Annotated in this window: 24 protein-coding genes; 15 read left to right on the top strand and 9 right to left on the bottom strand. The window is 71.6% G+C overall.

Annotated elements, in window-relative coordinates; translation table 11 throughout:
- Positions 1-40: 40 nt before the first annotated feature.
- Entirely contained in the window at positions 41-373 is a 333-nt protein-coding gene (locus HJC40_RS45575) for a hypothetical protein (RefSeq protein WP_284043891.1), read from the bottom strand.
- 50 nt (positions 374-423) lie between these two features.
- On the opposite strand from HJC40_RS45575, the gene HJC40_RS29575 reads away from it, so the two are divergent.
- From HJC40_RS29575 to HJC40_RS29545, 7 genes are all read left to right on the top strand, one after another.
- Complete coding sequence (locus HJC40_RS29575) at positions 424-1,212, top strand: class I SAM-dependent methyltransferase (protein ID WP_250006038.1); 789 nt, start codon at positions 424-426, stop codon at positions 1,210-1,212.
- 665 nt (positions 1,213-1,877) lie between these two features.
- Positions 1,878-2,564, top strand: a complete 687-nt coding sequence (locus HJC40_RS29570; protein WP_284043890.1) for a sigma-70 family RNA polymerase sigma factor — start codon at positions 1,878-1,880, stop codon at positions 2,562-2,564.
- Positions 2,561-3,340, top strand: a complete 780-nt coding sequence (locus tag HJC40_RS29565; protein ID WP_250006036.1) for an anti-sigma factor — start codon at positions 2,561-2,563, stop codon at positions 3,338-3,340. The genes HJC40_RS29570 and HJC40_RS29565 overlap by 4 nt, the downstream gene beginning before the upstream one ends.
- A 208-nt stretch (positions 3,341-3,548) precedes the next feature.
- Positions 3,549-4,247 (top strand): hypothetical protein, encoded by a 699-nt coding sequence (locus HJC40_RS29560; protein ID WP_250006034.1) that lies wholly within the window; start codon positions 3,549-3,551, stop codon positions 4,245-4,247.
- A gap of 88 nt (positions 4,248-4,335) precedes the next feature.
- The gene (locus HJC40_RS29555) at positions 4,336-5,088 is read left to right on the top strand and encodes a DUF4142 domain-containing protein (protein WP_308200959.1); all 753 of its coding nucleotides are present in this window, start codon (positions 4,336-4,338) and stop codon (positions 5,086-5,088) included.
- Positions 5,089-5,130: 42 nt separating this feature from the next.
- Positions 5,131-6,339: a Pecanex-like protein 1 gene (locus tag HJC40_RS29550; RefSeq protein WP_250006030.1), complete on the top strand. Its 1,209-nt coding sequence runs from the start codon at positions 5,131-5,133 to the stop codon at positions 6,337-6,339.
- A 272-nt stretch (positions 6,340-6,611) separates the two neighbouring features.
- Positions 6,612-7,508, top strand: coding sequence for a DNA-3-methyladenine glycosylase 2 family protein (locus HJC40_RS29545; protein ID WP_250006028.1), 897 nt, complete (start codon positions 6,612-6,614; stop codon positions 7,506-7,508).
- Between the two features lie 6 nt (positions 7,509-7,514).
- Here HJC40_RS29545 and HJC40_RS29540 read toward each other — a convergent pair whose 3' ends face one another.
- Positions 7,515-8,447 (bottom strand): LysR family transcriptional regulator, encoded by a 933-nt coding sequence (locus HJC40_RS29540; RefSeq protein WP_250006026.1) that lies wholly within the window; start codon positions 8,445-8,447, stop codon positions 7,515-7,517.
- Positions 8,448-8,518: 71 nt separating this feature from the next.
- On the opposite strand from HJC40_RS29540, the gene HJC40_RS29535 reads away from it, so the two are divergent.
- Positions 8,519-9,328 (top strand): oxidoreductase, encoded by an 810-nt coding sequence (locus HJC40_RS29535; protein WP_250006024.1) that lies wholly within the window; start codon positions 8,519-8,521, stop codon positions 9,326-9,328.
- On the opposite strand, the gene HJC40_RS29530 is transcribed toward HJC40_RS29535, so the two are convergent.
- Entirely contained in the window at positions 9,303-10,103 is an 801-nt protein-coding gene (locus HJC40_RS29530) for an RNA methyltransferase (RefSeq protein WP_250006022.1), read from the bottom strand. The two genes, HJC40_RS29535 and HJC40_RS29530, sit on opposite strands and share 26 nt — an antisense overlap.
- A gap of 63 nt (positions 10,104-10,166) precedes the next feature.
- On the opposite strand from HJC40_RS29530, the gene HJC40_RS29525 reads away from it, so the two are divergent.
- Together HJC40_RS29525 and HJC40_RS29520 are read left to right on the top strand one after the other, a co-directional pair.
- Complete coding sequence (locus HJC40_RS29525) at positions 10,167-10,922, top strand: ROK family protein (protein WP_250006020.1); 756 nt, start codon at positions 10,167-10,169, stop codon at positions 10,920-10,922.
- Position 10,923: 1 nt separating this feature from the next.
- Positions 10,924-11,649: an HAD family hydrolase gene (locus HJC40_RS29520; RefSeq protein ID WP_250006018.1), complete on the top strand. Its 726-nt coding sequence runs from the start codon at positions 10,924-10,926 to the stop codon at positions 11,647-11,649.
- Positions 11,650-12,162: 513 nt separating this feature from the next.
- Here HJC40_RS29520 and HJC40_RS29515 read toward each other — a convergent pair.
- Complete coding sequence (locus HJC40_RS29515) at positions 12,163-12,798, bottom strand: methyltransferase (protein WP_250006016.1); 636 nt, start codon at positions 12,796-12,798, stop codon at positions 12,163-12,165.
- A gap of 93 nt (positions 12,799-12,891) precedes the next feature.
- Between HJC40_RS29515 and HJC40_RS29510 the strand changes: the two genes are divergently transcribed.
- On the top strand, positions 12,892-15,936 hold the full coding sequence (locus HJC40_RS29510) for a bifunctional diguanylate cyclase/phosphodiesterase (RefSeq protein WP_250006014.1): 3,045 nt from the start codon (positions 12,892-12,894) through the stop codon (positions 15,934-15,936).
- Here HJC40_RS29510 and HJC40_RS29505 read toward each other — a convergent pair.
- Together HJC40_RS29505 and HJC40_RS29500 are read right to left on the bottom strand one after the other, a co-directional pair.
- Positions 15,908-17,110, bottom strand: coding sequence for a cysteine desulfurase-like protein (locus HJC40_RS29505; RefSeq protein ID WP_250006012.1), 1,203 nt, complete (start codon positions 17,108-17,110; stop codon positions 15,908-15,910). The genes HJC40_RS29510 and HJC40_RS29505 overlap by 29 nt on opposite strands.
- A gap of 9 nt (positions 17,111-17,119) precedes the next feature.
- The gene (locus HJC40_RS29500) at positions 17,120-18,199 is read right to left on the bottom strand and encodes an NAD-dependent epimerase/dehydratase family protein (protein WP_250006010.1); all 1,080 of its coding nucleotides are present in this window, start codon (positions 18,197-18,199) and stop codon (positions 17,120-17,122) included.
- A 59-nt stretch (positions 18,200-18,258) separates the two neighbouring features.
- On the opposite strand from HJC40_RS29500, the gene HJC40_RS29495 reads away from it, so the two are divergent.
- From HJC40_RS29495 to HJC40_RS29485, 3 genes are read left to right on the top strand one after another with little or no spacing between them, the layout of a single operon-like run.
- Positions 18,259-18,723 carry a 2Fe-2S iron-sulfur cluster-binding protein gene (locus HJC40_RS29495; RefSeq protein ID WP_250006008.1) on the top strand — a complete coding sequence of 155 codons (465 nt, stop codon included), beginning with the start codon at positions 18,259-18,261 and terminating at the stop codon, positions 18,721-18,723.
- On the top strand, positions 18,720-19,682 hold the full coding sequence (locus tag HJC40_RS29490; RefSeq protein ID WP_250006006.1) for a xanthine dehydrogenase family protein subunit M: 963 nt from the start codon (positions 18,720-18,722) through the stop codon (positions 19,680-19,682). The genes HJC40_RS29495 and HJC40_RS29490 overlap by 4 nt, the downstream gene beginning before the upstream one ends.
- Entirely contained in the window at positions 19,679-21,754 is a 2,076-nt protein-coding gene (locus HJC40_RS29485; RefSeq protein ID WP_250006004.1) for a xanthine dehydrogenase family protein molybdopterin-binding subunit, read from the top strand. The genes HJC40_RS29490 and HJC40_RS29485 overlap by 4 nt, the downstream gene beginning before the upstream one ends.
- 53 nt (positions 21,755-21,807) lie before the next feature.
- Here HJC40_RS29485 and HJC40_RS29480 read toward each other — a convergent pair whose 3' ends face one another.
- Both HJC40_RS29480 and HJC40_RS29475 read right to left on the bottom strand, forming a co-directional pair.
- A complete protein-coding gene (locus HJC40_RS29480) occupies positions 21,808-22,548 on the bottom strand; it encodes an SDR family oxidoreductase (protein ID WP_250006002.1) in 741 nt (246 codons plus the stop codon).
- Positions 22,549-22,616: 68 nt separating this feature from the next.
- Positions 22,617-22,961 carry an Lsr2 family protein gene (locus HJC40_RS29475; RefSeq protein ID WP_250006000.1) on the bottom strand — a complete coding sequence of 115 codons (345 nt, stop codon included), beginning with the start codon at positions 22,959-22,961 and terminating at the stop codon, positions 22,617-22,619.
- 267 nt (positions 22,962-23,228) lie between these two features.
- Between HJC40_RS29475 and HJC40_RS29470 the strand changes: the two genes are divergently transcribed.
- Positions 23,229-24,368 carry a cellulose binding domain-containing protein gene (locus HJC40_RS29470; protein WP_250005998.1) on the top strand — a complete coding sequence of 380 codons (1,140 nt, stop codon included), beginning with the start codon at positions 23,229-23,231 and terminating at the stop codon, positions 24,366-24,368.
- An 814-nt stretch (positions 24,369-25,182) separates the two neighbouring features.
- On the opposite strand, the gene HJC40_RS29465 is transcribed toward HJC40_RS29470, so the two are convergent.
- Complete coding sequence (locus tag HJC40_RS29465) at positions 25,183-25,695, bottom strand: AAA family ATPase (protein WP_250005996.1); 513 nt, start codon at positions 25,693-25,695, stop codon at positions 25,183-25,185.
- Position 25,696 lies beyond the last annotated feature (1 nt).

The raw sequence follows: 25,696 nt of genomic DNA, 5'->3' as shown, positions 1-25,696 counted from the left end.
CTGTTTGCTTGCCTGGGTGCTTGGTCGATCTTTGGGCGGCCTACTCGGGTGAGGGTGCTTCGGTGCGGTGGTTGGTGCCGGTCAGGATCGCGGCTACGAGGTCGCGGAGGGCGGTGTGGTCGGGCGTCGTACGGTCGCGGTCCGCGAGAATCAGGTGGGCCGTGCCGACCAGGGTGAGCGCGAGCGTTCCGGGGTCGGCGCCGGCGGGCACCCGCCGGCGGCCCTGCTCGGCGGTCAGGTAGGCCGCGAGCACAGCGGTCGTCTCGGCCAGCAGGGGCAGACCGGCCGGGCGGCCGTCCCGGCGCAGGCGGGCGCGCAGGTCGTCGCGCGTGAGGACCAGGCTGATCAGGCCGAGCCCCACCGGGTCGAGCACGCCGGTCAGGACGTCGGCGATGTTCTCGTCGACCGTTCCGCCACCGGCAGGTGGCGGAGTCGTTCGGCGTCGACGCCGAACGCTACGACCGCGCCCGGCCGCACTATCCCGACGAGCTGATCGCGCGCGTCGTGGCCCGCAGCCCCGGCGGTGGACCCGAGGGCGACGGGTCCCCGGCGGTTCTGGACGTCGGCATCGGCACAGGCATCGTGGCCCGGCAGCTCCGCGCCGCCCGGTGCCGGGTGGCCGGCGTCGAGCCCGACCCGCGAATGGCCGCCTTTGCCCGGGACGGCGGCTTCGACGTCGACGAGGCGACCTTCGAGGAGTGGGAGCCGGCCGGCCGCACCTTCGACGCCGTGGTCGCCGGGCAGACCTGGCACTGGGTCGACCCCGTCGCCGGGGCGGCCCGGGCGGCGTCCGTCCTGCGGCCCGGCGGGCTGCTGGCGCTGTTCTGGAACGCCGGTCAGCCCGCACCCGCGGCGGCGGCCGCCTTCGGGGAGGTGTTCGAGCGGCTGATGCCGGACAGCCGGATGACTCAGGCCTACCGTTTCGCGGTGCCGGCCGCGCAGGGCTACGCCGCCCTGCTGGACCCGATCGACGACGCGATCCGGGCGACCGGCGCCTTCACCGTGCCCGAGCGGTGGTCCTTCGCGTGGGAACGCGTCTACACCCGCGACGAATGGCTCGACCAGCTGCCGACCCAGGGCCTGTTCACCACGCTGCCGCCCGACGATCTGGCCGCGCTGATCGCGGCCACCGGCGCCGCCGTCGACGCGCTGGGCGGCAGCTTCCCGATGAGTTTCACCACCCTGGCCACGGGGTCCACCCGGCTGCCCTGACTGCCGATCGTGCCGGTACGCCACCGCGATCCGGTCGGTGTGCCACCGCCATCGGGCTGGCATGTCACCGCGATTTTGCCGGTGGCCCGCAGTCGTGCAATCCGAACCGGCGGAGCTTGCCTCCCGTGCAGCCATGGCGAGTTCTCGCCGGAACCGTGGCCGTCGGTGGCTGGGCGGGCAGACCGGATCGCCGCCGGGCCCACGCGCCAGCTGGGCCGTTGTCCACGGCGGGTCCGCACGCTACATCCGACAGATCGACCGAATCGTGGGCGGTTGGGGCAGGAGGCGCTCGAAGAACCCGGATGGAGACGAGACCTCCTCCGAACGGGCAGGACACCGCACTGGGAGCGCTCCCGAAGCGTGGGACACCCACGCTCCGTTGGGGCTCGCCTACTCAGCGGTAACGCCGCACTGCCAGTGCGTCAGTCCTGCTCAGTTGCGTATTTCATGGGGCGGGTGCGGCTGAGTATTATTCGGCTGCCCAGGCAGTCATATCGGTGCAGATCGATGGTTTGACATCGTCTGCCGACGCGCCTCGTGACCCCCCACAAGACGCCGGAGGATCGTTTGAGACCGCTCCCGGAAATTTTCCCGTCCGCGTTGATCCCGAGGGCTGTCCCCAGCCGTATCTCAGGCGACGGGGAAATCTCCGGGCGGAGGTATCGATGCATGCGGTGGCCGAACATCGGCTGGCGCCAGGCGACGGGGTGCGCCTGATGACACAGCAGCATTCCGGTGGACGGTGGCAGTCACTCGACGGAGGCCGTAGTGCGGGCGATGGTGGTTCAGTGATTCCCCGGCAGGCGCCGCGGCACGAGGCCGCGAACCCGGGCGGGGCGACTCACGAGGACACGCTGGTCAAGATGCTCTACGAGGAGCACGCGGGCCCTCTCCTGATGTTCGTGCTGCGCCTGACCGGCGGTGACCGGCAGCGCGCCGAGGACATCGTGCAGGAGACCCTGCTGCGGGCCTGGCGCAACGCGCACCGGCTCGGCGCCCAGGGGCAGCAGTCGCTGCGCCCGTGGCTGGTGACCGTCGCGCGGCGCATCGCGATCGACGACCACCGCAGCGCCAGCGCGCGGCCGGCCGAGACCTACGACCGCGAGCTGGAGAGCTTCCCCAGCCAGGCCGACGACACCGATCGCGTCCTGCAGTCGATGACGGTCTCCGACGCGCTGCGCGAGCTCAGTCAGTCGCACCGCGAGATCCTCATCGAAACGTATTTCCGGGGCCGCACGGTGCCGGAGGCGGCCGAGAAGCTCAACCTTCCGTTGGGCACCGCCAAGTCACGGGTGTATTACGCTCTGCGTGCGTTGCGGACCGCGTTGCAGCAGCGGGGGGTGACCGAATGACTCAGGAAGATCACTTCGACGTCGCGTCGTACGCCTTGGGTGTGCTCGACGAACGCGACGCCGCCCATTTCGAGGACCACCTCATCGAGTGCTCGAGATGTGCGTACGAGCTCGAGTCGTTCGTCGAGGTCGCCGATCTGCTCGCCGACGTCGACGCGAACGCGGTGGTCGCGGCCGAGGAGACCCGGCGCGACGGCTTCATGCTGCAGAAGGTCATCGGTGAGGCCTCGAGGGAGCGGCACCGGGCCAACAGCCGGCGTCTCTACTCGCTGGCCGCCGCCGTGGTGATCTTCGCCATGCTGTCGATCGGCGCGTTCTTCGTCGGTGGTCAGGTGCTCGGCGGCGACAGCGACCCGGCCACGACGAACACGGCTCAGCGCGACAGCACCCAGCTCGACCCGTTGCCCAACACGGCCGACGGCCCGGGCATCGGTGGCCCCGACCTGACCGGCGAGCGCCTCACCGGCTCCGACCCGCGGACGGGCGTCACGGCCTCGGTCGGTCTGGAGAAGAAGGACTGGGGCACCCAGATCTCGTTCGCCATCTCCAACATCACCGGGCCGAAGGTCTGCCGGCTGGTCGCTGTGCACACGGACGGCACGACCGAGCCGCTCGTGTCGTGGAAGGTGGGGGACAAGGGCTGGGGCACCGCGGCCAATTCCGAGCCGCTGCTGCTGCAGGCGGTCACCGCCACGCCGCGCGACAACATCGCCCACGTGCAGGTGCAAGAGGTGGCGGCGAACGGCGCCGGCGAGACGCTGGTTCGCGTTCCGTAACCGTTTCTGTACTGAAAGGGATCCCGGCCGATCGGCCGGGATCCTTTCTTTTTCCTTAGAGAAGCAGCTCCGGTGGGGGCTGGCGAGAAACTCGGAAATTGATGGGAACTTTCTTCAACCGCCGCGCCCCGGTCCTCGTACTACTGCCCGGAAACGCCAGACGAAGAAACACCCTGGAGGGCACGTGCTACCGGAGAAGCGAAAGTTGATGGTCGTCGGCGCCGCAATCGCCGCGGCGTTCGCAGTGACCGGCTGCGCCCCAGCGGGATACAACGCAGCCGACTACGGCGACTCGGCCGAGCCCGCCTCGGAGAACGTCGCCGCGACACCCGGCGCGACCGCTGACCCGGCTGCCACGGACGCCCCCGAGGCCGACCCGGACGCCACGGCGCCGCCGGCCGCCGCGAACGCCGCGCCCGAGCTGAGCGAGGAAGAGGCGACCACCGAGCTGATCGGCACCAAGGTGGCCCGGATGGGCAAGGTCGTGACCAACGACGAGGGCTTCGTGCTCTACCGCTTCGACAAGGACGGCAACAAGCCGGCCAAGTCGAACTGTGTCGGCGTCTGCGCCCAGACCTGGCCGCCCGCGCTGACCAGCGACGGCAAGCCCGGCGTCAAGGGCGTCGACTCGAAGCTCGTCGGCACGGTCACCCGGGCCGACGGCAGCAAGCAGCTGACCCTCAAGGGCTGGCCGCTCTACACCTACATCGGTGACAAGAAGCCCGGTAAATGGAGCGGCCAGAACGTCAGCGGCACCTGGTTCGTCATTCAGCCGGACGGCGCCAAGAACCTGACCTGCCTGCCCAAGGTGTCCAAGCCGGTCGCCCCGCCCGCCGACGATTCCGCGGGTGATTCCGACGCCGATTCCGGTGACGCCGGCGGCACCGGCAGCGACTACAGCTACTGACGTCCCCAGTCCTACAAGAATTCGCTGATCCGGAGGTTGAGAGAAAATGCTTACCGCTCGCTCTACGCGCCGATCGACGCGTTGGTTGGTGGGCATTTCCGCGGCGGCCCTCACGTTTCTGCTCGCGCCGGTGGCACCGGCTCAGGCCGCTCCCGGGGACGGTGTCCCGGTGCCGATCCCGTCGTCGACCGGCCTGTCCAACAAGGGCGTGGGCGCACTCAGTGACGCGGACAAGGACTTCGTCATCAAGGTGCGGCTGGCCGGCCTCTGGGAGATCCCGGCCGGCAACATGGCCCAGGAGAAGTCGAACGACCCGCGCATCGTCAAGATCGGCAAGTCGATCGCCGCGCAGCACGTGGTGCTCGACAACCTGGACCGCGCGGCAGCCAAGAAGCTCAACATCGATCTGCCCAACAAGCCGAACAGCGACCAGAGTTTCTGGCTGCAGGAGATGCGCGACGCCAACGCGACGACGTTCGACCAGATCTTCATCGACCGTCTCCGCGCCGCGCACGGCAAGATCTTCCCGGCCATCGCCACCATCCGGGCCACCACGCGCAACGACACCGTTCGCAAGCTGGCCCAGGAGACGAACCAGTTCGTCATGACGCACATGACGCTGCTGGAGTCGAGCAACATCGTCGACTACGCGCAGCTTCCCACCGCTCCCGCCCCCGCAAACGCCGGCGCCGGCCCGGTTCCCGTGGACGGGCAGATGCTCGCAGCCGCCAGCAGCAGCGGCGGCATCCCGGGCGTCAGCACCACCGTGATCCTGCTCGTTCTCGCCGCCGCGCTCGTGGCCGGCGTCATCACTTCCATGCGCATCTTCCGGGCGCGGTAGCCCCAACCGCGTCCTCAGGCGTAAGAGAAAGGTGTCACCCCCATGCGAAGGTCCAAGTACCGGCGCGCATCCAGGAGCAACAGTTGGTTCTCCGGCAAGCGCCGCATCATCGCGGTGGCTGCGACGCTGGTGGCCTTCGGCGGCATCGTGACCGTCACCCAGGTCTCCAACGCGAGCACCGACAAGACGCAGCGTAAGGCGCTGGCCGCCTGCGACGACATTCAGGCTCCGCAGCGCGCCAAGCTCTCCACCGAGACGCGCAAGAGCACCTACACCACCAACGGTGGCAAGGTCACCCAGCACCCGGATGACGGCGCCGGCGAGACGGTGTCGACCCAGACGCTGCGCAACCGCTGCCGCACCTGGGTGATGAACAACGTCGGCGACACCAAGGACGACGCGACCACGCCGCCGACCGAGGCCGCGACCACGCCGCCGCCCGCGGAGGAGTCCGCGCCTCCGGCCGACGGTGAGTCCGCTCCTCCGGCCGACGGCGAGTCCACGCCTCCCGCCGAGGGCGGCGAGTCGACGCCTCCCGCCGACGGTGAGTCCGCTCCTCCGGCCGCCGAGCCTTCCGCCGGTGGCGACCAGGGCCAGGGCAACGGTGAGCAGGGCAACGGTGAGCAGGGCAACGGCGGCGAGCAGCAGCCCGACCCCCAGCCCTCCGAGGAGCAGACCACGCCGCCCCCCGGCGCCGGTCTGGGCGTTCTGACCAACAGCTGTGACACCAGCAACCTGACGCCGCACAACGGCTTCCAGGAAGGCAGCCGCTGCGTCTCGACCGAGTTCGGTGAGGTCGGCGAGGCCGCGCAGAACCCGACGCTGCTGATCACCCGGGCCCCGCGCTCGGTGGGCGTCAACCAGGCGTTCACGCTGCGCATCAGCACCCGCAACCTGATCCGTGACCGCTTCCTCGCGGCCGGCAAGGGTGGCTACTACGTGGAGAGCTCGGTCCTGGCCAACGGCCTGGTCCGCGGTCACTTCCACACCGCCTGCCGCCTGCTGCCCAGCACCAACGAGGCCCCGGCCTCCGACCCGGTCCCCGCGTTCTTCGTGGCGACCGAGGACAGCCGCGGTGGGGCGACCCCCGACTCGGTCGACATCCAGGTGCCGGGCCTGCCGAACGCCGGCACCGCGCAGTGCGCCTCGTGGGCCGGTGACGGCTCCCACCGCATCCCGATGATGGTGCGGGCCAACCAGATCCCGGCCTTCGACTCGGTCCGGATCACTGTTCGCAACGGACGCCGCTGATCCAGGAGCCACGCCGCTCGTAACCCGGAGGCGAACCCGGACGGGACGAGGTCACCGACATGACCTCGGCCCGGACGGGACCCCCCGTCGACTCCGGGCAGTCGTCCTTCCCCCTGACGGACGACAGAGCGGCAAGCTCCTCGGGCGAACCGGACCAACTCGGGTGTCCGGTAGCCCTTCCGATGGCCCTGACCGGGAGCGCGGTCAGGGCCATCGGCCTGTCCACCGATCATCGGGTGGGCAATCGGCGATCGAAGTGGCAGGCTGAGCCGGTGACCCGCACGTTGACCGCCCCGGAGCGCTACCACTTCGGCTCCTCGGTCCGCTCGCTGCTGGTTCCCCGGCACGACCCCTGCGGGGTCTTCACCGGCGACGACTTCTGGCTCGCCGCCCGTACTCCGGAGGGCCCGGCCACCCTGCACCTGGCCCGCAGCGGCCGGCAGCTGATCGCGACCGGCTACGGGCCGGGTGAGGACTGGATCGTCGACCGCGCCGACGCCATCGCCGGGCTGCGCGACGACCTCAGCGCGTTCCCCGACCTGGTCGCCGGCCACCCGCTGGTCAAGCGTCTCGCCCGTACCTTCGAGGGCGTCCGCATGCCGGCCACCGGCCTGGTGTTCCGCAGCGTGCTGCGCGCGGTCCTCGAGCAGAAGGTCACCGGCAAGGAGGCCCACCGGGCGTACCGGATGATCTGCAAGAGTCTCAGCGAGCCGGCGCCGGGGCCCCTCGAGCTGATGCTGCCGCCCGACCCCGCGGTGATCGCCGAGACTCCGTACTGGGTCTTCCACCCGTTCGGCCTGGAGCAGCGCCGCACGCAGGCCCTGCAGCGGGCCGCGGTGGTCGCCGCCCGGCTGGAGGAGTGCGCCGGTTCGGCCGAGGCCACCAAGCGCCTCACCGCCCTGCCCGGCATCGGCGTGTGGACCGCCGCCGAGGTGGTCCGGGTCGCGTACGGCGATCCCGACGCGGTCAGCGTGGGCGACTTCCACATCCCCAACACGGTCGCGTGGGCGCTGGCCGGCGAGGCCCGAGGCACCGACGAGCGGATGCTCGAGCTGCTCGAGCCGTTCCGCGGCCACCGGGCCCGGGTGTGCGACCTGCTGGCCCACGGCGGCCTCGGCGCGCCGAAGTTCGGCCCACGCATGCCGATCCGTTCGTTCGCGCGGTTCTGAGCCCTCTCAGCCCTCGGCGGTCAGATCCGACGTGCTTGCCACGTCCTCGGCCAGCGCCACCAGGTCGGCCAGCAGCGGGTTGTCGCGACCGGGCAGCCACGCCACCACCGTCTCGGCGCGTTCGCCGGCCGACGGCACGAAGACCACGCCGCCGCGGCGAATGCTGCTCGCCGACCGGGCCAGCCGGGCGACGCCGACACCGGCCGCGACCAGGCCGAGCAGATTCGGTACGCCGGCGGCGCGCTGCGCCACGCGGGGCTCGAACCCGGCCGCGGCGAAGTCCCGGTCGTACTTCTCGTGCCAGGGCGGCCACGAGTCGCGCGGGGTGAGCACCCAGCTGTCCCCGGCCAGCTCGGGCAGCGACACCGACGCGCGGCCGGCCATCGGGTGGCCGGCCGGCAGCACGGCACAGACCGGCTCGGACACCAGCACGCGGGTCGCCAGGTCGGGCACCAGCGGGGGACGGGTGAACGCGGCGTCGTACCGGCCCTCGCGCAACCCGGCCACCAGCTCCGCGATCGGCACGTTGTGGGTCGTCAGCGCGGCGTCGGGGAAGCGTTCCCGGACGGCGCGGACCACCGGCGGCAGCATGTAGTTGGCGGTCGACTCGAGGAACGCCAGGTCGAGCGTGCCCGCCACCCGGCGTACGTCGGACACGGCGACCTCGACCCGGTGCAGGATCTCGCGGGCGGACGGCAGGAAGGCCGAACCCGCGGCGGTGAGCCGGGTGCCCCGGCTGTCGCGGTCGAAGAGGCGCACGCCCAGCAGCCGCTCCAGGGCCGCGATCTGCTGGGACAGCGACTGCTGGGCGATGTGCAGGCGCTGGGCGGCCCGGCCGAAGCTGGACTGTTCGGCGACCGCGACGAAGTAGCGGAAGTGCCGCAGCTCGACAGCCGTGAGCGCCCCGGGCGGGCGGTGCGGCGGCAGGGGAGAGCTCACAGGTCTGGACTGTAGCGGTGTCAGGCAGTCGATGTTGGACCGCCGCTTCGGGACCGGCCAGGGTGGACACCATGAAGAACTGGCTCATCACGGGATGTTCGGCGGGCTTCGGACGGGCGATCGCCGAGGCCGCGCTGGCCGCGGGCGATCAGGTGGTCGCGACCGCCCGCCGGCTCGAGACGCTGGCCGGGCTGGGCGCCACCCGTACGGCGGCCCTGGACGTCACCGACGGGCGGCAGGTCGACGACGTGGTCGCCGGCGCCGTCCGCGACCTGGGCCACCTCGACGTGATCGTCAACAACGCCGGGAACGGCAGCGTCGGCGCGGTCGAGGAGTTCACGATGGACGAGCTCCGGCGGCACCTGGAGGTGATGTTCTTCGGCGCGGTCGCGGTGACCAAGGCCGCGCTGCCGCACCTGCGGATCCGGGGCCGCGGGACGATCGTGCAGATCAGCTCGATGGGCGGCCAGGTGACGATGCCGGGTTTCGGGGCCTACTGCGCGGCCAAGTTCGCGCTCGAGGGCGTCTCCGAGGCCCTGGCCGCCGAGGTCGCCCCCTTCGGCGTACGGGTTCTGATCGTCGAGCCGGGAGCGTTCCGCACCGAGTTCGGCGGCGCCCGGATGCACCGCTCGCGCACGATCGACGCGTACGCGGTCTCGACCTCGGCGACCCGCGCGGCCGTCGACTCCATGGACGGCCGGCAGCCGGGCGACCCGGCGAAGGCGGCGGCCGCCATCCTGGCCGCGGTGAACAGCCCGGAGGCGCCGCTGCGGCTGGCGCTCGGCGACGACGCGACCGACGCGATCGCCGGGGCTCTGCGGCAGCGCGAAGCCGACCTGCGGGCCTGGGAGAAGGTCAGCCGCGGGACCGCTGCCGGCTGACCTCGTAGAGCACGACCGTCGCCGCCGTCGCCGCGTTCAGAGAGCTGGCGGCGCCGGTGATCGGGATGCGGACGAGGACGTCGGCGGCCGACCGCCAGGCCGTGCTCAATCCCGTGGTCTCGTTGCCGATGAGCAGCGCGGTCGGCCCGGTCAGGTCGTGGTCGGCCACTTCCACCGCGCCGTGCTCGTCGGTGGCGACCAGCTGCACCCCCGTCCGTGACGCCCACTGCAGCACCTCGTCCGGGCCGTCGGCCTGGATCACCGGCAGCGCGAAGATCGAGCCCGTGCTGGCCCGTACCGACTTCGGGTCGTACGGGTCGGCGGCGTGCCCGGTGACCACCACCGCGGCGGCGCCGAAAGCGTCGGCCGAGCGGATCAGCGTGCCGATGTTGCCCGGTGCGCTCGGCCGGTCGAAGACCACGACCAGCAGGTGCGGGTCGCCCGACGAGGGCAGCGGCGGCGCGGCGGGCAGCGCCACCACGGCGATGAGCTCGGCCGCGTCCTTGTCGGCCAGCTCGGCCACCAGCTCGGGGGACATCGCCACCGGCCGGGCGCCGCTGCGCTCCAGGATGTCGCGCGCCCACGACGACAGCGACTGGCGGTCGGGGTAGATCAGGTCGCGGATCTCCCAGCCGTGGTCGACGGCGAGCGAGATGGGGCGTACGCCATGGACCAGGAACTCACCGGCCCGGTGACGCTTGGTGCGGTTGGTCAGCAGCGCCTGCCACTGCTGGAAGCTCGCATTGCGGGTGCTCACCCGGACGGCCCTGGACACCGCAGCGACGATACCGGGTCACAATTGCTGTGCGAGGAGGTGTACTCCATGCAAACTGGCGGCGTGGCTTTCACCCTGACGATCGACTGTGGCGGCGGAGGCATCAAGGGTTCCGTGCTCGACGAGGCCGGAACGATGCGGGCGCAGCCGTTGCGGGTGCCGACCCCCTACCCGTTGCCCCCGGACCTGTTCGTGAAGACGCTGGTGCAGCTGGGCGAGCGGTTGCCGGCGCACGACCGGGTCACCGTGGGCATGCCGGGCATGCTGCGGCACGGCGTCGTCGTGGCGACCCCGCACTACATCACCCGGAGCGGCCCCCGCACCAAGATCGACCCTGACCTGCAGGAGGCCTGGTTCGGCTTCGACGCGCGGACGGCGCTCGAGGACGCGTTCGGCCGGCCCACGCTCGTGCTCAACGACGCCGAGGTGCACGGGGCCGGTGTGGTCGCCGGGACGGGCTGCGAACTGGTGCTGACGCTGGGCACCGGGCTGGGCTGCGCGCTGTTCGACGGCGGTGCGCTTGCCCCGCACCTCGAGATGTCGCAGGCGCCGGTGCGGTGGGGCATGTCGTACGACACGTACATCGGCGAGCACGAACGCCGGCGCCTCGGTGACGCGCTCTGGTCCCGCCGGGTGCGCAACGTCGTGGAGGGGCTGCGGCCGGTGTTCCTGTGGGACCGGGTCTACCTCGGCGGCGGCAACTCGCGCCTGATCACCCCCGCCCAGCTCGCGCGCATGGGCGACGACGTGGTCGTGGTCCCCAACACGGCGGGCATCGTCGGCGGGGTGCGCGCCTGGACCCTCGGCACCTCCCGCTGACATGCGTCCCGCTGCGATCCTGCTCGACTTCGGGGGAGTGCTGGCCGACGCGCCCCCGCAGCGCACCGCGCCGCCCGGTCTGGTGCTGCGGATCTTCAACCTGGTCCACGGGGCGCTGACGCCCGGCGAGATCCAGCGGTCGCTCACCGACGGCGCCGTGGCCTACCGCGCCTGGCGGGACGAGGACTGGCCCGACGAGCTGAGCCAGGGCGAGGTGTGGGAACGGTTCATCCTGCCCGGGTGGCCGCCGGCCGCCCAGGTGCCGGTGCGGGGAGCGGTGCGCAAGCTCAGCTACGAGTGGGCCTGGCGGGACAAGTGGGCGCTGCGACCGGGCATCCCCGAGGCGTTGCAGGCGGCCGCGGACGCCGGGATCCCGCTGGCCGTGGTCTCGAACACGCTGTCGGGGGCGGCCCACCGCGACTTCCTCGACAAGGCCGGGCTGGGGCACTTCTTCGCCGTGCAGGTCTACAGCGACGAGGCCGGCGTCCGGAAACCCAACCCGCAGATGATCTGGAACGCCACGGACGAGCTGGGGCTGCCGCCGGAGGCGTGCTGGTTCGTCGGTGACACCCCGCGCCGCGACGTCGTCTGCGCGCGGCGGGCCGGGGTGGGGCGGGCTGTGCTCATGCCGTCGGCGCGGACGTCGCTCGAGCCGGCCGGCCCGGACGCCGACGACGTGGTCGAGGACGGTTTCGGCCTGCGGATGCTGCTCGAGAAGAATCTCTGAAAGTGTTGAGCATGGCGAGGAGGGTGTCGCGGACCTGCTCAGTGTTATGACCGTCGAGCAGGTGCAGCAGCATCCGACAGCCGGCTCGAGCGCTCGACGGGCGGGCCGACGACGGACTTGTTGAAGCGGCCCAGCACCTGAGCCGGGCACTTGGTCTCGTGACAGACCCACGGGTGGATGGTCACGGCTGGCAGGTTCAGCAGCGGTGCCGGCCGACGGGGGCCGCGTTCGAGCTCGGCCCGCGGCTACGAAACAGACCCTAGCTTGAGTTTTAACCTGCGGCTGGGTGGCATCGACCCCGGCTGATCATGGGGACAGCCCTTGATCGATCATCTCTTCTTGTCGAGGGAAGAAAAACCGAATCAAGGGCTGTCTGATGATCAGTGTGCCTGATGTGGATCCGGCCCTGGGAACGCCCGGCAACGCCGCAACGGCTCACCCCAGCCCGGGTCGGGCGAGGGTTTCGGAACCCTCGACAACCCCACGGCCTCGCCGAACGGGTCAAAGCTCAAGCTAGGCCGTCGTCAACTGCCAGACCTTGGTACGGCGGGTGTCGACGCCTTCCAGCGACACCGGCACCGGGATGTCGTAGGTCGCCCGCTCCACCAGCCCCGACCCCGGCAGATAGGCCCGCCCCGGGTCCCCCACCAGCACCAGCGACCCCCGCCCGGCCGCCCGCCGCAGGAACGGCAGCACCCGCCCCGCCATCTCCCGGCTGTAGAACACGTCACCGGCCAGGACCACCCCGTACGACTCGTCCGAGTCGAGGATGTCGGCCTCGAGCAGCCGCACCGAGACGTCGTTGACCGCGGCGTTGGCCTCGGCCGCGGCCAGCGAGTAGGGGTCGATGTCGTTGGCCGTCACCGGCGTCGCCCCGGCCCGGGCGGCGGCCACCGCGACCAGCCCCGACCCGGTGGCCAGGTCGAGCACCGAGCGCCCCTCGACCAGGTCGCGGTGGTCGAGCACATGCCGGGCCAGCGCCTGGCCCCCGGCCCAGGCGAAGGCCCAGAACGGTGGCGGCTGCGAGACGCCGCCCTCTTCGGTCTTCTCCCACAGCGCGATCGGCTCGTCCGCCTGGTAGAGGGTGATCTCGGGGACGAACGGGACGGTTGCCGGCTTGGTGTTGCCGCGAATGAACTCCAGGAGCACCCACTGATTGTGCCCGGTTGCTCAACTACGACCCTCGGCGGCCGATGAGACGGCTCGCAACGGAGGTCCCCCGAGACAACCAAAGGAACGCGCATGCCCCCACGGTGGGTCGCCGCTTTGTTCGGCGGCTGGATGGCGTTGCTCGCGGCGCTGTTCATCGCCGCGCCGGCCGGGGCGCAGTCGGTGTTGCGCCTGCTCGCCGGGACCTCGGCGGTCCTGGTCGTGGGTCTCGGGGTGCGCCTCAACCGGCCGGCCCGTCGCCTGCCGTGGCGGCTGCTGGCCACCGCCATCGCGCTCACCGCGGTCGGCACCGCCCTGCACCGCGCGCCGGACTCGCTGACCACCCACATTCCCGGCCTGGTCACGGCGGGCGCGATCCTGGTCGTCGCCGGTTATCCGCTGTTCGCCGGCATGCTTTTCGTGCTGCTGCGACGCCGTACGGGGGGAGCGCGGGACCGGGCCGCCATGCTCGACGCCCTCACGCTCACCGCCGCTGTCGCGCTGCTGGCCTGGACTTTCCTGGTCGCCCCGGGCCTGGCCGGCGGGGATTCGTGGACGGCGGTCGCCTTCGGAGTCGGTGACCTGCTGCTGCTCGGCATGCTGACCCGTCTGCTGATCAGTGACCGGCCGGTCTTCCCGGTGCGTCTGCTGGCCGGCGGCGTGCTGGTGTTCCTGCTGGTCGACGTCGGCCACGCGCTGTCGCTGGTCGAGGCGCCGGTGGTCGCCCTGGGCCGGTTCGCCCTCTACACCGCGGCCGGGCTGGCCGCCCTGCACTCCTCGATGGCCGACCTCGACGGCCCGGCCGGCCTGCCCGCTCCGGGGCTGGGCCGTGGCCGTCTCACCCTGCTCGGGGTCTCCGCGATGGCGGTCCCGGCGGTGCTCCTGACCAGCATGTTCCGGGAGCAGCCGGATCTGACGGTGGTGGCCGTCCTCAGCGTGATCACGTTCCTGCTGGTCCTGGTGCGGGTGGCCGGGATCACGGCCGGTCACCGGCAAGCCCTGGCCCGGGAGCGGGCGCTGCGGGAGGCGTCCGCGGCCCTGGTCTCGGCGGCCGACACCGACCAGGTCTCCGAGGCCGTCCGGGTCGCGGTGGCCCACCTGTTGCCGCCGGACACCCCGCATGCCGTCGTGCTGGCCGTGACGATCGCCCAGCCGGGGCTGTTGTCGCCCGAGGCCGTCGCGCAGGCGGCCGTGGACCGCTCGACCGGCACCGCGGCCCGCCTGTTGGCGACCCGCGACGTCGACTGGGCGGTCGCCGTGCGGCTCAACCACTTCGCCATGACCCTGCGCTGCCCGATGGTGCTGACCGACCGGCCGACCGGCGATTCGCTGGTCGGGGTGCTGCACGTCGGCGGGCCGACGCCGGCGCTGGGCGGGCTGCAGCGGGCGATCGAGGTGCTGGCCACCCAGGCCGCGCTGGCCCTGGAGCGCATCGGTCTGAGCCAGGAGGTCATCCGCCGCAACAGCGAGACCTATTTCCGTACGCTCGTCCAGAAGACCTCGGATGTCATCCTCATCGTCGACGAGCAGGACGAGATCCGGTACGCGAGCCCGTCGGCCACCGCCGTCCTGGGCGCCGACCCGGTCGCGAGCCCGATGGCCGCGGTCATCCACCCGGGTGAGCGTTCGCGGCTGGCCGAGGTGCTCGCCGCCCTGCGCACCGGCGACGGGTTGCAGGAGGGTCTGGACTTCCGGGCGCTGACCGCCGGGCGGGCCGAGGTCCTGCTGGAGATGCACGGGCAGGATCTGCGCTCCGACCCGACCGTGGCCGGTCTGGTGCTCACGTTGCGCGACGTGACCGAGCGCCGCCGGCTCGAGCAGGAGCTCACGCACCGGGTGTTCCACGACTCGATGACCGGGCTGGCCAACCGGGTGCTGTTCCACGACCGGCTCGGCCACGCGCTGCAGCGCGGCGCCCGCGACGGCTCGGTGGTCGGGGTGCTCTTCATCGACCTGGACGACTTCAAGAAGGTCAACGACACGCTCGGCCACGCCGTCGGCGACCAGCTGCTGATCGGGGTGGCCAAAAGGATCGCGGCCGCCCTGCGGGCCGACGACACCGCGGCCCGTCTCGGCGGGGACGAGTTCGCCGCGCTGGTCGAGAACGTCCAGGACCCGGGTGCGGTCGAGGAGACGGCGCAGCGGATCCTGGCCGCGCTGGCCGAGCCGATCGCGATGGACGACGGCTCGGAGCTGACCGCGGTGGCCAGCATCGGCATCACCACCACGCCCGAGGCCGACACCCCCGACGAGCTGCTGCGCCAGGCCGACCTGGCCCTTTACGTCGCCAAGGGCGCCGGCAAGAACCAGTGGCGGCGCTACCAGGCCCACCTGCACAGCTCGATGGTCGAGCGGCTGGAACTGCGCTCGGCCCTGGACCACGCCGTGCACGAGGGGCACTTCCTGCTGGCCTACCAGCCGATCATCGAGCTGGCGACCGACGAGCCGGTGGGCTTCGAGGCCCTGGTCCGCTGGCACCACCCGACCCGCGGGGTGGTCGCGCCGGCCGAGTTCCTGGAGGTCGCCGAGGAGAGCGGCCTGGTCGTGCCGATGGGCCGCTGGGTGCTCGACCAGGCCCTGCACACGGTCGCGCAGTGGCGGCGCATCCTGCCGCGCACCCGCCAGCCGTTCGTCAGCGTGAACGTGTCGGTGCGGCAGTTCCGGGAGGGCAACTTCGTCGACCTGGTGCGGCAGGCCCTGTCGTACGCCGGGGTGCCGCCGCAGGCGCTGATGCTGGAGCTGAGCGAGAGCCTGCTGGACGGCGACCACGAGGCGATGTGGGACGACCTGGCCGTGCTGCGGGACCTCGGTGTCCGGGTGGCCATCGACGACTTCGCGGCCGGCTCGTCGGCGCTGGGCAGCGTGCGCCGCCGCCCGATCGACGTGGTGAAGATCGACAAGGCGTTCGTCGACGGCGTGGTGGACGACCCGCACCAGCGCGCGCTGGTGGCCGGGCTGGTCAACCTGGCCCAGGTGCTCGGTCTCACCGTGATCGCCGAGGGCATCGAGGACCCGGCCCACCGCGACCTGCTGGCCCGGCTGGGCTGTCCGCTGGGCCAGGGCTACCTGTACTCGAGCCCGGTCGACGGCACCGAGGCGCTGAGCCAGATCACCGACCGGATGCCACTGGTGGCGTGAGAAGCGCTTCGAGGAGGCGGTCGACCTCGTCCGCGGTGTTGTAGTGGTAGATGCTCGCCCGTACCGCGCCGCCGGTGGACCGCAGCCCGGCCGCCTCGAAGTACTCGACCGCGTAGTAGTCGCCGTGCGAGACGCAGATGCCCCGCTCGCCCAGCCGCCGGGCGGTGTCGGCCGGCGCCTCGCCGGCGATCCGGAACGAGACCGTGGGGCAGCGCTCGGCGCCCGCCGCGCAGATCGTCACCCGGTCGTCGGCGGCGAGCCCGTCGAGCAGCCGGGTGAGCAGCGCGTTCTCGTGTCGCTCGGCCGCGGCCAGGCTCGCCAGCACGCGGCTGCGCCGGTCGCCCTCGGCGCCGGTCAGCCCGGCCAGGAAGTCGACGGCCGCGGTGATCCCGGCCAGCAGCTCGAAGCTCAGCGTCCCGTACTCGAAGCGGTCCGGCGCCCCGGCGGGGGAGGGTATCAGCTTCACCGGGTGCAGCGGCTCCCAGACCGACGGGTCGGCGACCACCGCCGCGTAGTGCGGGCCCGACCACTTGTACGCGCTGGTCACGTAGAAGTCGGCGCCGAGCGCGGCGACATCGGTCGGGCGGTGCGCGGTGGCGTGGACGCCGTCCACGTACACCTGGGCGCCGGCCGCGTGCGCGAGGTCGGCGATCTCCCGGACCGCCGGCACGGTGCCGGTGGCGTTGCTCGCCGCGGTGATCGCCACCAGGCGCGTGCGGGGGCCGATCAGCGAACGGTACTGCTCCACCGAAAGCTCGCCGGTCTTCACGTCCACGTCGGCCCAGCGGACGGTCGCGCCGGTCTGCACCCACGGGCGGACGTTGGCGTCGTGGTCGAGCCGGGAGACCACCACCTCGTCGTCCGGGCCCCAGCCCGCCGCGAGCGTGCGCGCCACCAGATAGGTCAGCGCGGTGGCGCTCGGCCCGAACACCACACCGGCCGGGTCGGCGCCGACCAGGTCGGCCACGGCGGAGCGGGCGGCGGCGACGATCTCCCCGGAGCGGCGGGCCGGCTCGTGCGCGGTGCCACGGTTGGCCACGGCCGTGCGCATCGCTCCGGCGATCGCCGCGATCACCGGCTCGGCCGGCTGGGTGCCGCCCGCGCCGTCGAAGTGCAGGAAACCCTCCCCGAGGGCGGGGTAGTGCGTGCGGAGGCGCTCGGCGTCGAAGATCATGCGCCGAACCTAGTAAGGATTGCCGGTGCCGGGAAGGCGGCCCTTCAGCAGGCCACCCAGCCGGCCGGGCAGCGCCGGGTCACCCGAGAGCGGCGGCCCGCCGTCGTCGTGGGCGCGGTCGGCCATCCCGGCGATCAGTTCCTTGAGGGCCGACACGGCGTCGCGGCGCGGGTGCCAGCCGAGTTCGGTCGCCGCGCGGTCGCACGACATCAGCGGCGCCTTCAGGCCGAGCTCGACCCAGCCCGCGTCGACCGGCTGCAGCCGCAGCCACCAGCTCGCGGCGGCCGCGCCCTTCAGCACGAAACCCGGGACCGGCACCTGGACGCCGTGGAACGTCCGCGCCGCGACCCGGGGATCGAGCACCGGACCGGCCGCGATGTTGAACGCGCCCTGGGCGTCGGACAGGATCGCCCGGGCGTACGCGTCGGCCACGTCGTCCGCGTGCACCGCCTGGACCCGCAGGGCCGGATGCGAGGGCACCACCGGCAGCCACTGCGGTCGCAACAGCCACGCCGGCAGCAGCGGGCCCGCGAAGTAGCGGGAGATCTCGGTGCCGACCGCGCGCTGGAAGATCAGCCCGGGGCGCAGCCGGACGATCCGCAGCTGCGGGTGGTCGGCCTCGATCTGGTCGAGCATCCACTCGACCAGCGCCTTGTGCCGGCTGTAGGACGACGGCAGCACCCCGGCCCGCGGCCAGCTCTCGTTGACGTACGCGTCCTTGGGCCCGGGTGAGTAGACCCCGACCGAGGAGGCGAAGATCAGCGCGGGCACCCCGGCCCGCAGCACCGCCTTGGCCACGGCGCGGCTGCCGAGCACGTTGGTGCGGTAGAGGACCCGCTGGTCGTGGCTGGGCTGGATCTGCCAGGCCAGGTGGACCACGGCGTCGGCGCCCGCGAAAACCTCGGCCAGCTGGTCCTCGGCCCCGGCGACGCCGATGTCGACCGAGCTCCAGGTCGCCTTGGCGTACACACCGGTCGGGGACGGCAGCCGCCGCGCCACTCCCGCGACGGACACGTCGGGTTCGGCGTTCAGGCGCCGCAACAGCGCTGTTCCGGCGTTCCCCGTGGCTCCCACGATCACGACTCGCATGCCTTATCGCTACCCGGGGCCGGACGGTTGAACCACCTTCGTCCGGGTAGGAGCCGCTCATGGATCTCGTCGTGAACGGCGTCGAGCACAGTCTCGACCTCGACCCGCGCACCACCCTGCTGGACACCCTCCGCGAACATCTGGGGCTCACCGGCTCGAAGAAGGGGTGTGACCACGGGCAGTGCGGCGCCTGCACCGTGCTGCTGGACGGGCGCCGGGTCAACAGCTGCCTGATCCTGGCGATCAGCCAGCAGGGCGCGTCGGTCACGACGATCGAGGGCGTCGACCACCCGGTGCAGCAGAAGTTCGTCGAGCACGACGGCTTCCAGTGCGGCTACTGCACCCCGGGGCAGATCTGCTCCGCCGTCGGGATGCTCGACGAGGTGGCCAAGGGCTGGCCCAGCGCCATCGGCGACGAGGAGCTGACCGACGCGGAGATCCGCGAGCGGATGAGCGGCAACCTGTGCCGCTGCGGCGCCTATCCGAACATGATTCCGGCCATCCGCGAGGCGGCCGGCCGATGAAGACGTTCACCTACCGCACCGCCACCGACGTCGCCCAGGGACTCGAGCCGGGCGCGACCTTCCTGGCCGGCGGCACCAACCTGGTCGATCTGATGAAGCTGGGCGTGGCCACGCCCGACGTGCTGGTCGACGTGAACCGGCTCGGGCTCGGCGAGGTCGGCGACCTCCCGGGCGGCGGGCTGCGGATCGGCGCCGGCGTCCGCAACAGCGACCTGGCCGCCGACCCGCGGGTGCGCCGCGACTACCCGGTGCTCAGCGAGGCGCTGCTCGCGGGCGCCTCGGGGCAGTTGCGCAACATGGCCACCACCGCCGGCAACCTGCTCCAGCGCACCCGGTGCCGCTATTTCATGGACGCCACGATGCCGTGCAACAAGCGCCGGCCCGGCTCCGGCTGCCCGGCCCGCGAGGGCGACCACCGCAACCTGGCGATCCTCGGCGCCTCGCCCTCGTGTGTGGCGACGCACCCGTCGGACATGGCGGTGGCCCTGGCCGCGCTCGACGCCGTCGTGCGGATCAGCGGGCCGGCCGGGGAGCGGACGGTGCCGGTCACCGAGCTGCACCGGCTGCCCGGCGACACCCCCGACCGCGACACCGTCCTCGAGCACGGCGAGCTGATCACCGCGGTGGACGTGCCGTCGCTCGGGTTCGCCGCCCGGTCGGCCTATCGCAAGGTCCGCGACCGGGCCTCGTACGCCTTCGCGGTGGGCTCGGTCGCCGCCGCGGCGCAGATCACCGACGGGACGGTGACCGACGTCCGGCTCGCCTTCGGCGCGGTGGCCCACAAGCCCTGGCGTGCCTTCGCCGCCGAGGAGGCGCTGCGCGGCCGGCCGGCCACCCGCGAGTCGTTCCGGGCCGCCGCGGACGCCGAACTGGCTGCCGCCGAGCCGTTGCGCGACAACGCGTTCAAGGTCCCGCTGATCCGCAACCTCGTCGCCTCGGTGCTGGAGGGCCTCGCATGACGACCACGACCGACCGGGCCGTCGGGCAACCGATCGAGCGCCTCGAGGGACAGGACAAGGTGCGGGGAACGGCCCGCTACGCCGCCGAGTATCCGGTGGGCGATGAGCTCGCGTACGCCTGGGTGGCGCAGTCGACGGTCGCCCGCGGCACCCTGACCGGGGTGACCGTCGACCCGCTGGTCGAGGCCGACGACGTGATCGCCGTGCTGTGGCACGGCAACGCGCCGCGGCTGAGCGAGGCCGACGATCCCGAGCTGGCGGTGTTCCAGTCCGATGAGATCCGCTATCGCGGGCAGGCGCTGGCCCTGGTCGTGGCCCGCACCCTGGAGGCGGCACGCCGGGCGGCCGGGTTGCTGGTGGTCGAGATCGACGAAGAACCGCACGACTGCGTGCTGCGGACCGACCACCCCGATCTCTACACGCCGGACAAGGTCAACCCGGCATTCCCGAGCGAGACCGCGTCGGGCGATGTCGACGCCGCGTTCGAGTCCTCGCCGACCACGATCGACGTCACGTACCGCACGCCGGCGCTGCACAACAACCCGATGGAACCGCACGCCACGACCGCGTTGTGGGACGGCGACGACCTGGTCCTGTACGACTCGAACCAGCACCCGCCGGGCATCGCGGCCGCGGTCGGGACGGTTTTCGACCTCCCGCCCGAGCGCGTGCACGTGATCACCGAGCACGTCGGCGGGGGCTTCGGCTCCAAGGGCAGCGCCCGCCCCAACGCCGTGCTCGCCGCCATGGCGGCCCGGGTCACCGGTCGTCCCGTCCGCCTGGCCCTGCCCCGGCAGGCGCTGTTCAGCATGGTCGGCCACCGCACCCCGACGATCCAGCGGGTGCGGCTCGCGGCCTCGTCGGACGGCCGGCTGACCGCGATTGATCATGAGGCCGTCGAGCACTCGTCCCGGCTTTTCGAGTTCGCCGAGCAGACCGTGGTGGCGACCCGGCACATGTACGCCGCCCCGAACCGCCGTACCGGACACCGCCTGGTCCGTCTCGACATGCCGACCCCGCGGTGGATGCGCGCGCCCGGCGAGGCGCCCGGCATGGTCGCGCTGGAATGCGCGATGGACGAGCTCGCCGTGGCTCTGCGGCTCGACCCGATCGAGCTGCGCGTGCGCAACGAGCCGTCGGTCGAGCCCGAGTCGGGCGTGCCGTTCAGCAGCCGGCACTACGTCGAGTGCCTGCGCCGGGGAGCAGAGCGGTTCGGCTGGGCGGACCGTGACCCCCGTCCGCGGCAGCGTCGCGAGGGTGACTGGTGGATCGGCACGGGAGTGGCCGGGGCGACCTACCCGACCATGGCCCAGCCGTCGACCGCCCGGGCCCGCCGCCTGTCGTCCGGGGACTACGAGGTGTCCATCGCCGCGACCGACCTGGGCACCGGTGCCCGGACGATCCTCACGCAGATCGCCGCCGACGCGCTCGGCGTCCCGCTCTCCCAGGTGCGGGTCCGTATCGGCGACAGCACGCTGCCCAAGGCCTCGGTGGCCGGCGGCTCGTCGGGCAGCGCCTCGTGGGGCTGGGCCGTGACCGGGGCGTGCCAGGCTCTGCGGTCCGGCGACCCCTCCTCGGACGAGGCGGTCTTCGACAGCACCGAGCTGGTCCAGCAGCAGGAGAAGGACGGCAAGCACGCCTTCGGCGCCCACTTCGCCGAGGTACGCGTCGACGCCGTCACCGGGGAGGTGCGGGTGTCCCGCCTCTTCGGCATGTACGCCGCCGGCCGCATCCTCAACCCGCGCACGGCCCGCAGCCAGTTCCTGGGCGGCATGATCATGGGAATGGGCATGGCCCTGCACGAGGAGTCGGTGCTCGACCCCGCGATGGGCGTCTGGGTCAACCACGACCTGGCCGAATACCACATCCCGAGCCACGCCGACATCGAGTCGATCGAGGCCGAGTGGCTCGACGAGCAGGACGACCAGATCAACCCGATGGGCAGCAAGGGCGTCGGCGAGATCGGCATCGTCGGCTCCCCGGCCGCCATCCTGAACGCGATCTGGCACGCCACCGGGGTGCGCGTCCGCGACCTCCCGGCCCGCCTCGACAAGATCCTGCCGCACCTCTGACCGCGGGCGCCTGTTTCGCAGTGAGAGCCGGCGCCCCCACCGCGAAACAAGCGCTAGAGCCGTCCTTTGATCTCGTCCTTGCCGGCCGCCTTTCCGGCGTAAATGCGGTCGGCCAGGGCGGGGAGGAGATGGGCGGCGACGATCGCGGCCCGATACTTCACCGGGACGACCATGCGGCGGCGGGGCCGGTTCAGGGCCTTCTCCACCGCCGCGGCGACGATTTCCGGGCCGGGCAGACCGCTGCGGTGGTTGTTGCCGGCGGTCGCGATGTAGCCGGGCTCGACCAGCGTGACGCCGATTCCGGTTCCGGCGAGTTCCCGGCGTACGGAATCGGTCAGGCCCCGCAGGGCGAACTTGGTCGCCGAATAGGTGCCGCTGATGCCGACCTCGCCGGCCACCGAACCGATGTTGACGATGGCGCCGGCCCGCTGCGTGCGCATGATCGGCACGACCGCCCGCATGAGGCGGATCGGGGCCAGGAGGTTGACCTGAAGCATGGCCTCGACCGCCTCGTCGGCGGCCAGGATCGACGCCGCGCCCCCGATGCCGGCGTTGTTGACCAGGCCGTCGATGCGACCGGTGACCGCGGCGGCCCGCTCGACGAGCCGCTCGATCGCGGCCGGGTCGCGGACGTCGGTCGGCACCACGACGGCGCCCGGCAGGCGGGCGGCGAGCGCCTCGAGTTTGTCGGCCCGGCGGGCGGCGAGCACCACCGTCGTGCCGTTGCCGGCGAGCCGTTCCGCCGTGGTGCGCCCGATTCCGCTCGACGCGCCGGTCACGATCACCACGGGCATAGCGTTCTCCTCGGACGAGAAACGGCGCCGCCGGAGATCGACGACGCCGTTCATTCTTGCCGATGAAACTAACGCTTGCTGTGGTACGCCTCAACGATGTGACTCGGGATGCGGCCGCGCTCGGAGACCTCGAAGCCGTTCTTGTTCGCCCACTCGCGGATCGCCTGATTCTGATCGCGGCTCGCGCGGCCCGTGCTCGCGGGAGCGGTACGCCGGGTCGGCGAGACGACAGCCGTGCGTCCCACCCGGGTGGCCGCGGTCAGGAATGGGTCGAGCGCCTTGCGCAACTTCCCCGCGTTCTTCTCGGAGAGGTCGATCGTGTAGTTCACACCGTCCAGTCCGAACTCGACGGTGCGATCGGCCTCTCCGCCATCGAGGTCGTCGGTCAGAAGGGTTATTACCTGCTTGGCCATGGTGTGCCCCGCTCCTGCAGCGATGTCATTTGAACCACGACAATGCTCATGCCGCTTCGCCGTGAATGTCGATACGGTTGCATTCTGTCTCGCGACAGTTCTGAGTGCAAATTGCGCCCTTCCGCATGTCGCAATTCTGCCCGGCGTTACACCCGTGGAGGTGGATCGAGGAGACCTCTTTTCATGCTCGTGAATGTCCTGTAACGTCACCTGGGAGCGCTCCCACCGTGCCCGTCCCCACGGGATCCCCCTCCTTAGGAGCTCGGAATGAGACGTCTTCTCCGCGCCACCCTGGCCGCCGGCCTGCTGGCGACCGCAGCCGTGACGGCCTTCGCCGCCCCCGGCCCGGCCTCGGCCGATGCCGAGATCTGTGAGCAGTACGGGCAGACCACGATCGGCGGCCGCTACGTCGTGATGAACAACCGCTGGGGCACCTCGGCCCAGCAGTGCATAGACGTCACCGGCAACGGCTTCACCATCACCAGCCAGCAGGGCGTGGGCAGCACGAGCGGCGCCCCGGTGTCCTATCCGGCGGTCTATTTCGGCTGCCACTACACCCGGTGCTCGCCCGGCACCAACCTGCCGATCCGGGTCAGCGACATCTCCAGCGCGACCAGCAGCGTCAGCTACCGGTACGTCTCCGGTGCCACCTACGACGCGGCGTTCGACATCTGGCTGGACCCGTCGCCGCGCACCGACGGCGTCAACGCACAGGAAATCATGATCTGGTTCAACCGCCAGGGACCGATCCAGCCCATCGGCTCGGTGGTCGGCAACGCGACGATCGGCGGGCGCACCTGGGAGGTGTGGCGCGGCAGCAACGGCGCCAACGCGGTGATCTCGTACGTCGCGCCGTCCCCGATCACCAGCTGGAGCTTCAGCGTCCTGGACTTCATCCGCGACACTCAGAATCGCGGTGCGATCACTAATAGTTGGTATCTGACGAGCATCCAGGCCGGATTCGAGCCGTGGATCGGCGGCACCGGCTTGGCCGTGACCGATTTCTCGGCCACGGTAAACGGCGGCGGACTTCCGCCGACCACCACCCCGCCGCCGACCACCCCGCCCACTTCGCCCCCGCCGGCCTCGAGCGGCTGCCGTGTCACCTACGCGACCAACTCGTGGAATAACGGCTACACCGCCAATGTGACCGTCGCGAATACCGGATCGACCGCGCTGAACGGCTGGGCGCTCGGCTTCACGCTGCCCGCCGGCCAGACGATCACGAGTTCCTGGAACGCCGCATTGACCGGTTCGAGTGGCGCCGTGACCGCCCGGAACATCGCGTGGAACGGCGCGATTGCACCCAACGGCAGCACGTCGTTCGGTTTCCAGGCCACCCATGGCGGCTCCGCCACCGCGCCGTCCGCCTTCACCCTGAACGGTTCCGCCTGCACCATCGCCTGACGCCGTCCGTCACCCGATCCCGAGCCGCCTCGTCGCTGATTCTCCGGTGCCGGGGCGGCTCGTCCATTGCTCCACAGCCTTTGCGGTTCGCCGCCCGTCCGCGGCGCTTGCCCGACGGGCTCGGCGCTTGTCCGACGCCACTCGGTGCTCGCTTCGAACCTCGGCGGCTGTTCGACGGTCTCGGCGTTGTCCAAAGGTATGGCGCTTGTCCGGCGGCCTCGCTGTTTCGTCCGGCGTGCCTGCTTCGACGTCGACATCCGATTCGCCGACGACGACCCGAGCGGCCCGCAAATCCATTCAGGTTCATGGATTGATTCCCGCCCGCGACGCTTGTCGAGAGGCCATGGCATTCGCTTCGCGGCCGCGACGCTCGTTTCGAAAGCTCCGGCCTTCGCTTCGCGGCCTCGGTGGCTATCGCACGGTCTGGGCGTTCGTTTCGCCGGCTTGGCGCTCGTCTGACAGTCCTGGAACTCGCCTCAAGAGCCATCCCGCTCGTCAAGAGTGGCTGTGCCGCGACCAGAAGAAGGGGGCCGAGTTCCGCTGTGGCAGGCGAGGAGTCGGGTCTCTCTTGCTCGTCGAGCGTGGCGGTGCCGCGACCGGAAGAAGGGGGCCGAGTTCCGCTGTGGCGGGCGAGGAGTCGGGTCTCTCTTGCTCGTCGAGCGTGGCCGTGTCGCGACGACAAGGAACAGCCGAGTTCGACTGTGGCGGGCAAGGAGTCGGGGCCATCCTGCTCGTCAAGCGTGGTGGTGCCGCGAGGACAAGGAGGGGGCCGAGTCCGGCTGCGGCGGACGAGGAAGCCGCGGAACGGGGCAGCTCACAGTCTTATCGCGTCGGCGATCCGGTCGGCCGTCATCGCTTGCGCATCGAACGTCTGGTCGGCCGGAATGCCGGGCCGCAGCGCCCGGAAGCGGCGATGCGCGGCCCGATGGAATTCCGGGTCGCGCGACAACCCTCGGCCCGGATCGTCTCGAGCCCGGACGAGCGTCACCGTGACCGGCGCGTCCAGCAGCACCCACAGCGGCGCCGCGCCGTCGGGCAGCGCTTCGGTCAGTGCGGCCTGTTCCTCGGCGGAGTAGATGTTGCCGACCGCGATGACAAAGTCGACCGGTGAGCGCATCCAACGTCCGACGAGGGCGCCGTGGGCCCCGTGGGCCGAGAACCAGAGGTCCCGGCGTGCGGCACCGGCCGGCATCACCATCGCGGCGATGTCGTCGACGTCCGCCACCACAACCGTATGACCCGGCCCGGTCAGACGACGGACGAGGTGATCGGCAACGGCGTTCTTGCCCGAAGCGATCGGCCCGGTGACCACCACGAGCCTCGGCATC

Origin of the sequence: Actinoplanes sp. M2I2 (assembly GCF_023544445.1) — a bacterium.
Lineage (GTDB): Bacteria > Actinomycetota > Actinomycetes > Mycobacteriales > Micromonosporaceae > Actinoplanes.
Note: the sequence above shows the minus strand (reverse complement) of the source record. Positions and strands in the feature narration are given on the sequence as shown.

Bases quoted from the DNA above. Each gene is read 5' to 3' on its own strand.
- HJC40_RS29475 (WP_250006000.1), bottom strand. From the start codon at position 22,961: ATGGCCAAGCAGGTAATAACCCTTCTGACCGACGACCTCGATGGCGGA.
- HJC40_RS29485 (WP_250006004.1), top strand. From the start codon at position 19,679: ATGACGACCACGACCGACCGGGCCGTCGGGCAACCGATCGAGCGCCTC.
- HJC40_RS29480 (WP_250006002.1), bottom strand. From the start codon at position 22,548: ATGCCCGTGGTGATCGTGACCGGCGCGTCGAGCGGAATCGGGCGCACC.
- HJC40_RS29510 (WP_250006014.1), top strand. From the start codon at position 12,892: ATGCCCCCACGGTGGGTCGCCGCTTTGTTCGGCGGCTGGATGGCGTTG.
- HJC40_RS29495 (WP_250006008.1), top strand. From the start codon at position 18,259: ATGGATCTCGTCGTGAACGGCGTCGAGCACAGTCTCGACCTCGACCCG.
- HJC40_RS29505 (WP_250006012.1), bottom strand. From the start codon at position 17,110: ATGATCTTCGACGCCGAGCGCCTCCGCACGCACTACCCCGCCCTCGGG.
- HJC40_RS29490 (WP_250006006.1), top strand. From the start codon at position 18,720: ATGAAGACGTTCACCTACCGCACCGCCACCGACGTCGCCCAGGGACTC.
- HJC40_RS29560 (WP_250006034.1), top strand. From the start codon at position 3,549: ATGGTCGTCGGCGCCGCAATCGCCGCGGCGTTCGCAGTGACCGGCTGC.
- HJC40_RS29470 (WP_250005998.1), top strand. From the start codon at position 23,229: ATGAGACGTCTTCTCCGCGCCACCCTGGCCGCCGGCCTGCTGGCGACC.
- HJC40_RS29465 (WP_250005996.1), bottom strand. From the start codon at position 25,695: ATGCCGAGGCTCGTGGTGGTCACCGGGCCGATCGCTTCGGGCAAGAAC.
- HJC40_RS29535 (WP_250006024.1), top strand. From the start codon at position 8,519: ATGAAGAACTGGCTCATCACGGGATGTTCGGCGGGCTTCGGACGGGCG.
- HJC40_RS29570 (WP_284043890.1), top strand. From the start codon at position 1,878: ATGCATGCGGTGGCCGAACATCGGCTGGCGCCAGGCGACGGGGTGCGC.
- HJC40_RS29565 (WP_250006036.1), top strand. From the start codon at position 2,561: ATGACTCAGGAAGATCACTTCGACGTCGCGTCGTACGCCTTGGGTGTG.
- HJC40_RS29550 (WP_250006030.1), top strand. From the start codon at position 5,131: ATGCGAAGGTCCAAGTACCGGCGCGCATCCAGGAGCAACAGTTGGTTC.
- HJC40_RS29500 (WP_250006010.1), bottom strand. From the start codon at position 18,199: ATGCGAGTCGTGATCGTGGGAGCCACGGGGAACGCCGGAACAGCGCTG.
- HJC40_RS29520 (WP_250006018.1), top strand. From the start codon at position 10,924: ATGCGTCCCGCTGCGATCCTGCTCGACTTCGGGGGAGTGCTGGCCGAC.